Below are 1,173 nucleotides of genomic sequence, written 5' to 3'. Positions count from 1 at the left end.
AAACCAATATCCACCTAAACAAGTCATTATTGCTCCAACATGCCAGAGAATTGGCCAAACATTAGGAGTTTGAGAATCAGTATAAAAAAATATCATTGCAGCAGAACCAATCCAAAAAAGGATTGTTCCATACATCCCTAGAACATGTGCAATTCTTCTTTTGCCCCAACCTAGCTCGGCTGTAGTTCCAATATCATGAATTATTGTTTTACCAATAACTGCCAATCTTTCACCTGTTCCCAATTCTTTTTTGGCTGATTTTTTCGCCTTTTTTGCATTATTGAAAAAATATTTTACGTTTTTTTTGTGTATCATATCCAATACCGTGCCTAAAATAACTAACCCAACCATAACAATTACAAAAGATTGAATTGCTATCATTGGAATTGTTTCAGATAAAGTTGAAAATGGATTGGTTGTAAACATATTTTTATAAAAATTTTATTATTACTAGTATACTTAAAAAAATAGTTCAACAGTGATTAAAGCGCACTATTTGCCCAATAAGAACATTATTTTTTAATTTTTCGAGTATAATGTTGTTTTGAGGGTATAACGCTTCTTACACCACCTTGTGGATTACCCACGTCCCCTTTTCTTCTTGGAATCACATGTATATGACAATGAAATATAGATTGTCCTGCAACTTTTCCAGCATTTGTTCCTATATTAAAACCCTTTACTGATTTATCTTCTTTCATTATTTTATTTTTTAATTTTTTAATAAGATCATTACAGGCTAAGATTTCTTTTTCATCTAATTCAAAATAATTTTCTATACATCTTTTTGGAACAACTAATGAGTGTAACTTTGAAACAGGATAACTGTCGGAAGAGGCATATGCGAAATCATTTTCAAATATTAATTCTTTCCGGTTAATTTTACAGAATATACAAGGATTGTTTGGATCATTCATAATGATTTAAAATTTAAATATTTGTTCACTTTTTTATATCCTAAATTATTTTTACTCTTCCAATTCATTTGTTTGATATATTTGACAGATGTCACACCTTTTCCTGAGCCTATTAACATTATTTCATCAAATTTTTTCAAATCTCTATAATAAATATCTTTAAATGAAATTTTAATCCTACCTTTTAAATAGTTAATTGTGTTTCCAATATAGCAATTGTTTTTTGGTGAAAAGTACTCTCTATTTTTGAAAAATA

The 1,173-nt window shown here is 28.4% G+C and carries 1 protein-coding gene and 2 pseudogenes; all 3 read right to left on the bottom strand.

The annotated features are described in order from the left end of the window. Nucleotides 1-426, bottom strand: a pseudogene (locus AMN84_RS04900) (adenylyl-sulfate reductase); the annotation flags it as partial. An 86-nt stretch (nt 427-512) separates the two neighbouring features. Next, nucleotides 513-917, bottom strand: a complete 405-nt coding sequence (locus AMN84_RS04895) for an HIT family protein (RefSeq protein WP_075483933.1) — start codon at nt 915-917, stop codon at nt 513-515. Further along, nucleotides 914-1,173 (bottom strand): annotated as a pseudogene (locus tag AMN84_RS05100) (aminotransferase class IV); the annotation flags it as partial. The pseudogene AMN84_RS05100 and the gene AMN84_RS04895, both read right to left, overlap by 4 nt.

It is taken from the genome of Candidatus Pelagibacter communis, assembly GCF_001180105.1.
In the GTDB taxonomy this organism is placed as follows: Bacteria; Pseudomonadota; Alphaproteobacteria; order Pelagibacterales; family Pelagibacteraceae; genus Pelagibacter; species Pelagibacter ubique_K.
Note: the sequence above shows the minus strand (reverse complement) of the source record. Positions and strands in the feature narration are given on the sequence as shown.

Bases quoted from the DNA above. Each gene is read 5' to 3' on its own strand.
- AMN84_RS04895 (WP_075483933.1), bottom strand. From the start codon at position 917: ATGAATGATCCAAACAATCCTTGTATATTCTGTAAAATTAACCGGAAA.